Source organism: Kitasatospora sp. NPDC059599, assembly GCF_042735125.1.
GTDB lineage: Bacteria > Actinomycetota > Actinomycetes > Streptomycetales > Streptomycetaceae > Kitasatospora.
Map to the genome: position 1 here is coordinate 21439 of NZ_JBHWCL010000005.1, position 6137 is coordinate 27575.

Below are 6137 nucleotides of genomic sequence, written 5' to 3' on the forward strand. Positions count from 1 at the left end.
CCGAGTCCTACCGCTACCAGGCCACCCAAGAATCCCTCTTCGCCAGCACGAACTGACGCACTGTTGGACGGCTCTCTGCGTGGGAGCGAGCGACCTGGGCTTCAGCCGGCAGCCATCCCGTCCCGGCGAAGGACGACCTGCAGCAGTTGCTGCAGGTCGCCCTGGATCGCATCCAGCAGCTCGCCACCGAACACACAGAGGGAGTGTTCCCACGGGTGGCCGAAAGTGCCAAAACGCAGGTCCTCTGCCAGGAAGATGAAGTAGTCCCCATCCGGATACGGGTTGAGCGGCCAGCCCTCACGCGAGCGCCCTTCAAGAACTCGGGGCAGGAACATGTCGGTCGCCGGCAGATCCGGACGGATCCGATAGCACGTGTGCTGCCAGTCCAAGATCCACAACGACTCCCCCGGGGCGCTGCAACCAGCGAGTCCTTCCTGCACCACATCAACCAGACGGTCAAGCTTTCGATCGCCAGGGTCATCGCTCAGCCGTCGAGGCTCCATGTGATCGACGGCGAAGTCTCGGTGATTCCGGGGAAGGCATGCATGCTGGGGCGGAAGTCGAACTTGTCATCGAAACGGTCCCAGATGCCGTCGTATTCGGCCCTGGCCAGACGCTTGAGGGGTTCATCGATCATCCGACGAACCTAACCTCAGAAGAACGAATCCCACTGCCCAATTTTGCTGCCATAGTCGGAAGGGCTGGACCTCACGGGTCCAGCCCTTCCGCACATCCAGGGTGAGGCCCCGGCCGCCAGGCCCTCACCGCGCCGGACAGCGCACCGCCGCCCCCTCCGCCGCCCTCGATACGGCAGGCCACCGGCTGGCTGACCCGCTACCCCGCCGGGCTCACCCCCGACGAGGAGGTCCAGCGCAAGACGCTCCTCGCCCACTGCCCCGAACTCGACACCGCCTCCGGCCTGGCCACCTCCTTCGCCGAGATGCTCACCCGCCTCGAAGGCGAACGCCTCGCCGGGTGGATCACCGACGCCATGACCTCGGGCCTGCCCGGCATCAGCACCTTCGCCATCGGCCTGAACAGCGACTACGACGCCGTCCACGCCGGACTGACCACCCACTGGAACTCCGGCCCCGTCGAAGGAACCGTCAACCGGATCAAGATGCTCAAACGCCAGATGTACGGACGCGCCGGCTTCCAACTCCTACGCAAGCGCGTCCTGTTGGCTACGTGAGCACTTCCCAAGCTTGCTTCCTGCAGCGATCATGGTCGACATGGACAACCGGTTTGACCAGGACAGTTACTCGGACAGCAGTGTTTCCCAGCCGAAATGGGCCGAAGAGGTGGGTCTTCAGACCGTCGACTCAGATGGCCTCCTTCGGTCTGTCACCGTCTATATCGGCCCGCCCTCCACAGCACTCATCACGCTCCTTGACGACGGCTCACTCACCGAGATCAGCGGGAGCGACTATCTCGACTGCCTTATCCAGGCTCGACGACAGCTGGAACGCGACGGCCGTCTACTCTGCTGCCAGGGAGCCCGCCCCGACGTTCACCCGTCCGGACAGTTGCGCCAGTTCACCAACGGACGGCAGGCGTACGTGCACTTCTTGGACGCTGGGGGCGAGGCCCCTGAGACTGTCGACATCTTCGACCCGGCACCACCTGAAGACGTCGTAAGTCTCGATGACCAGCGAGCAGCCATCATCCGCGCCTGGAATACACGGCACCCGGGCAATCAGATCTGGCCCATCAACCAGTCACGCATCGTGAAGGCCCACAGAAGTTGAGCCAGAACCCCATATGACCCGACAAAATCAGGCTGGGCGAGTGCCTCTCGCTCAAGCACTGCGACTGGCATGTCGGCCGGGGCGGCACCCCGTTCGTCGAGGTCGTGCCACGGCAGGATCATCCGGCCGGGGTCCGGGTGAAGAACAGCCGGTTCCGTCGCGTCTACATCAGCGACGACCTGGAGCGCCTGCACAGCGAGTACGTGTGGCAGCTCTGCGACACCGACGCCCACCGAGCCGTGGACCTGGAGAACTGGTGGGCGTTCGTCAACCTGCGTCGCGGCGAGTGGCTCGCGCCGCTGCGGCCGGAGACCGTCTACGACCTGGTCGGCACTCTGAAGCGCCGCCTGGGCAAGGCAGTTCCCGCCGCCTGGACGCCTCACCGGTGGCGCCATACCCACGCGACCGCCCTGCTGCTGGCCGGCGCCCACGAACACGTGGTGATGCGACGGCTTGGTCACGCCGACGTGCAGACCACGCTGAACCTCTACGGCTGGGTCACTGAGGACGCCGAGCTGAAGACGCTGGCGAACTGGAAATCGTTCACCGCCAACTGGCGTGGCCTAGAAGAGAGTTCAGCAGGAGCGACCACGGTTGCCCGCCGACCGCAATGAAGGACGGGGCCGGCTCGGACCGGTGGGCCCAGAGCGCCGCGCTGGTCGACGGCTTGGACCCGGTCTTCACCGGCCCGCTGTTCGACCCGCGCGATGAGCGCCTGGCCGGGGTGTTCATGCGCGGATCGCGGCAGGTCCGGCTCGACCTCACCGCCTTGCCCGAGGTCATGCGCCGCGAGGTCGGCTGGTGGCTGGCCACCTGCGCGCGCACGGGCGAACGGCAGATCCACGCCAGCGAGTGGAACCGCTGGGCGGCCACCGCGGCCGCCGTCATCGCCCGGCAGCAGCACGTCACGTCCTTCGCCGACCTGCCGCTGACCGAATGGACGGCTGCGTGGGCCCGGACCTTCCACGCGGAGAAGGGTCGGATGCCCGCCCCCCGGGCACCGGCTGCGGGCCGAGCACGCTCTGCGCGGCACGCTGGAGCGGCTGCTGCGGCAGTACAGCAGCGAGATCGATTGGTGGCGACACGACATCTGGTCGCTGCGGCTTGATCCACGCATCCCGCGACGCGAGCACGAGCCGCGAGCGAACACCGCCGTCCGCTGGGCCGACATCAGCCCTGCCTGGCTGCGAGAAGGCACCAAGTTTTACCTCCGACTGCAGATGGAGTCCGGGCAGCTGACCTGGTGCACGGTGATGCAGCACCGCGTGAACACGGCACGCTTCGCGGCGTTCGTGACAGAGCGCGGCATCGACCACCCCGTGCTGGCGGTCGGCTCCGAGCGGAGCCTGCGCTCCCTCGCGCTGGAATTCGGCACTTTCCTGCACCACTGGCGGCGCGAGCATTCGGGCCGCCGCGAGGTCGGCGGCAGCCTCCAAGCGCGGACGATCAACAAGAATCTGCAGACGATCGACCTGTTCTACCGGGTGATGGCCGACTGCCGGGCTGAGGCGGCCGAGGCCCTCGACGACGCTCGTTGGATGGAGCTCACCGACAGCCATGCCCGCATGTTCCGCCCCGCCGACCGGCCCGGGCAGCGTGAGCTCCGCGAAGCGAATGAACGCAACTACATCAACGACACCGACCTCAGCAGCATGCTTACCCACATCGAGATCCTCGGCCTGCCCGCCGAGCAGAGCCGAACCATCGTCTGCGACGCATGCCAGGTCGAACTGGCCGGGCTGGGCCAGCCCGCGGTCATGCGGGCCTGGCTGATCCAGGCTCTGACACGAACGCACCACCCGCCGAGAGCAAGTCCGCGATCTGGAGCAGAGGCTCGCCGCCGCCCATGGAGAGATCCTCCGCTTGCAGCGCGAACTCCATGCCAAGGGCACTGGCACGTGACCAATTGCAGTCGGCTCGATCGAGACGCTGGCTACGAGTCCGAACGCAGCCCCAGCATGCTGTGCTGAACCACACCGGCGGAAGCGTCAGCGACTCCCGAGGCCTGACGCACCACCTCCACCAGCTGTTGACGAAGTTCCACTGCCGGCTCTCCGAGCACGACACCGCTGAGCACCAGCTCCAGCATCAGACAGTCATAGTCGGCCGAGTTCCCATGAAGGCCCCCGCGGCCCGCTTCCACGACGGCTGAGGCAATCCGCCAACCACCACCCTCGGCAGGTGCGAACGTCGCTTCGAAGACGCCAAAGCCGGTCCAACTGCGGTGCAGATAGACGACCCTGTCCTCAGCGAAGACGTTCCACTTCTCATCCATGTCCCGGGCCCGATATCCCCTCCGGATCCGGTCCCAGTCGGCGTCCGTCCAGACACGACCGGGCAGCTGCGACATCGGTCCGGGCGTGTTGATCGACAGAACGCGTCGGAACGACTCTCGGGTAAGTGGGGCATCGGAAGTCATGACGCGATCCTACGGATGGACCACCCCGCCAGGACAACGACTTACCTCCAAGATCAGATCGCCCGGCAGGGCGAGCGAATCCAGCCACCTTCCGGACGCGTCATCAATGCTCTGATCAGCTACTTTGCAAGATCGAATTACTCTTACCCCAGATAACTGGACGACTACGACTTCTCCTTCCAGCCCGAGCTCGACCCGCGCAAGATCAAGGACCTCGCCACCCTCTCCTTCGTCGAGGCCAAGGCCAACGCCGCCCTGCTGGGACCGCCTGGGGTCGGCAAGACCCACCTCGCCGTCGCCCTGGCGGTCGCGGCCTGCCGGGCCGGCTTCTCGATCTACTTCACCAGCCTCGACGACATGGTCAGACACCTCAAGGCCGCCGAGGCCGCGGGACGGCTGACCAGCAAACTCCGCACCTACCTGCGACCGGCCGTCCTCGTGGTCGATGAGGTCGGCTACCAGCCTCTCGAACGCGCCGAGGCGAACCTGGTCTTCCTGGTGATCTCCAAGCGCTACGAGAGGGGCTCGATCATCCTGACCTCGAACAAGACCTTCAGCAAAGCGCACATGTTCCAGCGAACCTGTGCCAGGCAGCGCCTGAACAGCACGGGTTCCGCTTGCGAGGTGGGTGCTGCATGATCGACCAATGCTGGTAGAGGTGGAGAAGATCGCGAAATTCCCATGGAGCCCATTGCTGGCTCAGGTCAACACGGCCATCGGTCGCACTGCGGTTCGTTGGTGCGGGGATCCGGGCCCCGGGCCGGGCGAGTACCACGTGGAGTGGACGGTCGATGAGGAAATCTTCTGGGGGCGGAACGCCAAGCCGGCTGTCGGCGATGGACCCGAGATCCGCCCCGGCGGACACTGCGTTGTCCTACGAGGTCTGCTGAGCCACACGGAGGACGGTGTCGGCATGCTGGACCTGGATGGAACGGTGATCCTGCTGGATCTGGCGGATCCATTGCCCGACGGCGTCAGCGGCACTTGGGTCGAGCTCTATATCGAGCGCGAGAGCATTGCTCTCTACCCTTACGATCTCTGACCGGAGTTCAGGTCTGGGAGACGTCCCACCCCGACATGCGGGTCTCGTCGATGTGGTCGGACAGGTAGATGAGTGTGGCCTGGGGGTCCATGCCGAAGGCAGCGGCGACGAGCTTGGGGTCCATCGTGTTCACCAGGTCGACCAGGCGGGTGCTGCGAATCATCCGGGGAGGGAACCCGCAGTCGTCAAGGACGTGGGAGAGATAGGCAGTTGAGGCCGGGCTTCGCCCGGCCTTTGTTCCTTTGGTGACCGCGACATGAGGGTTGTCAGTTCGCCAGGCCGCCCGGTGGGCCAGGCACCGCTGCAGCACGGTCCAGGAAGCTGGGTCAAGGGGGACGGGATGGGGTCGTTTGCCGAGCCGGACTGTCCGGGCGGCTTCGTTGACATCGTCGACCTGAAGCATCCGGACCTCTGCACTGGATGGAGGCACCGTGCAGTAGGGCGAGCATGCCTACCAGGGCTTCGTGCGGGTGCACACGCTCCTCGGTCGTCCAGCGCCGAAACAGCTGTCGTTGCTGGTCCAGGGTGAGGGTCCGGCCACGGAAGCCGCTCGCCTCCTTGACGGTGAGGGTGCGGGTCGGATCGACCAGCACCAGCTTCTGGGCACGGGCGAATCGGAAGAACTGCCGCAGCACCGTCAGCCGGCGCTTGCGGGCCTTGGGCAGTGTCGCGAGGAAGGCCTCGATGTCGTGCACATCGACGGGGGACCAGTCGTCCTTGTCCTTCTCGGTGACTAGGAAGAGCGCCAGGTCGCGCATGGTGGCCAGGGCGGTTTCCAGTGTGTGGTCGCTGCGGGGGCGGGTGCCGGCCCGGCGGGCCCGGTCCTGGGCCCGCAGCCGGGAGGCGTCGAATGCCGAAACGGCCGGGGCCCAAGCGTGCCCGCCCGCCACGGGGAGGTCCGGCGCCCGGGACCGGGCGCGCGCTTCTT

At 66.2% G+C, this 6137-nt stretch carries 9 protein-coding genes and 2 pseudogenes; 7 read left to right on the forward strand and 4 right to left on the reverse strand.

The features are described from left to right. Nucleotides 1–101 precede the first annotated feature (101 nt). Nucleotides 102–637, reverse strand: a pseudogene (locus ACFV04_RS02850) (DUF2716 domain-containing protein). 189 nt (nucleotides 638–826) lie between these two features. On the opposite strand from ACFV04_RS02850, the gene ACFV04_RS02855 reads away from it, so the two are divergent. From ACFV04_RS02855 to ACFV04_RS02875, 5 genes are all read left to right on the forward strand, one after another. Then, nucleotides 827–1192 carry a transposase gene (locus tag ACFV04_RS02855; RefSeq protein ID WP_380526555.1) on the forward strand — a complete coding sequence of 122 codons (366 nt, stop codon included), beginning with the start codon at nucleotides 827–829 and terminating at the stop codon, nucleotides 1190–1192. 40 nt (nucleotides 1193–1232) lie between these two features. After that, nucleotides 1233–1748, forward strand: coding sequence for a hypothetical protein (locus ACFV04_RS02860; RefSeq protein WP_380526386.1), 516 nt, complete (start codon nucleotides 1233–1235; stop codon nucleotides 1746–1748). A gap of 32 nt (nucleotides 1749–1780) precedes the next feature. Next, on the forward strand, nucleotides 1781–2362 hold the full coding sequence (locus ACFV04_RS02865) for a tyrosine-type recombinase/integrase (RefSeq protein WP_380526557.1): 582 nt from the start codon (nucleotides 1781–1783) through the stop codon (nucleotides 2360–2362). Nucleotides 2363–2415: 53 nt separating this feature from the next. After that, nucleotides 2416–2856 (forward strand): hypothetical protein, encoded by a 441-nt coding sequence (locus ACFV04_RS02870; RefSeq protein WP_380526388.1) that lies wholly within the window; start codon nucleotides 2416–2418, stop codon nucleotides 2854–2856. Between the two features lie 112 nt (nucleotides 2857–2968). After that, a complete protein-coding gene (locus ACFV04_RS02875) occupies nucleotides 2969–3718 on the forward strand; it encodes a hypothetical protein (RefSeq protein WP_380526390.1) in 750 nt (249 codons plus the stop codon). On the opposite strand, the gene ACFV04_RS02880 is transcribed toward ACFV04_RS02875, so the two are convergent. After that, complete coding sequence (locus ACFV04_RS02880) at nucleotides 3682–4167, reverse strand: hypothetical protein (RefSeq protein WP_380526392.1); 486 nt, start codon at nucleotides 4165–4167, stop codon at nucleotides 3682–3684. The genes ACFV04_RS02875 and ACFV04_RS02880 overlap by 37 nt on opposite strands. A 156-nt stretch (nucleotides 4168–4323) precedes the next feature. Here ACFV04_RS02880 and ACFV04_RS02885 point away from each other — a divergent pair. Together ACFV04_RS02885 and ACFV04_RS02890 are read left to right on the forward strand one after the other, a co-directional pair. Continuing rightward, a pseudogene (locus ACFV04_RS02885) lies at nucleotides 4324–4728 on the forward strand (ATP-binding protein); the annotation flags it as partial. A gap of 97 nt (nucleotides 4729–4825) precedes the next feature. Further along, complete coding sequence (locus ACFV04_RS02890) at nucleotides 4826–5209, forward strand: hypothetical protein (RefSeq protein ID WP_380526394.1); 384 nt, start codon at nucleotides 4826–4828, stop codon at nucleotides 5207–5209. Nucleotides 5210–5216: 7 nt separating this feature from the next. Here the strand turns inward: ACFV04_RS02890 and ACFV04_RS02895 are convergent, their stop codons facing one another. Together ACFV04_RS02895 and ACFV04_RS02900 are read right to left on the reverse strand one after the other, a co-directional pair. Beyond that, nucleotides 5217–5372 carry a hypothetical protein gene (locus ACFV04_RS02895; protein WP_380526395.1) on the reverse strand — a complete coding sequence of 52 codons (156 nt, stop codon included), beginning with the start codon at nucleotides 5370–5372 and terminating at the stop codon, nucleotides 5217–5219. A gap of 163 nt (nucleotides 5373–5535) precedes the next feature. Further along, nucleotides 5536–6137 (reverse strand): site-specific integrase (locus tag ACFV04_RS02900; RefSeq protein WP_380526397.1); only part of this gene is annotated, 602 nt, incomplete at its 5' end.

What these genes read in the sequence shown, in the direction of transcription:
- ACFV04_RS02875 (WP_380526390.1), top strand. Translation starts at nt 2,969, where the DNA reads ATGGAGTCCGGGCAGCTGACCTGGTGCACGGTGATGCAGCACCGCGTG.
- ACFV04_RS02880 (WP_380526392.1), bottom strand. Translation starts at nt 4,167, where the DNA reads ATGACTTCCGATGCCCCACTTACCCGAGAGTCGTTCCGACGCGTTCTG.
- ACFV04_RS02895 (WP_380526395.1), bottom strand. Translation starts at nt 5,372, where the DNA reads ATGATTCGCAGCACCCGCCTGGTCGACCTGGTGAACACGATGGACCCC.
- ACFV04_RS02860 (WP_380526386.1), top strand. Translation starts at nt 1,233, where the DNA reads ATGGACAACCGGTTTGACCAGGACAGTTACTCGGACAGCAGTGTTTCC.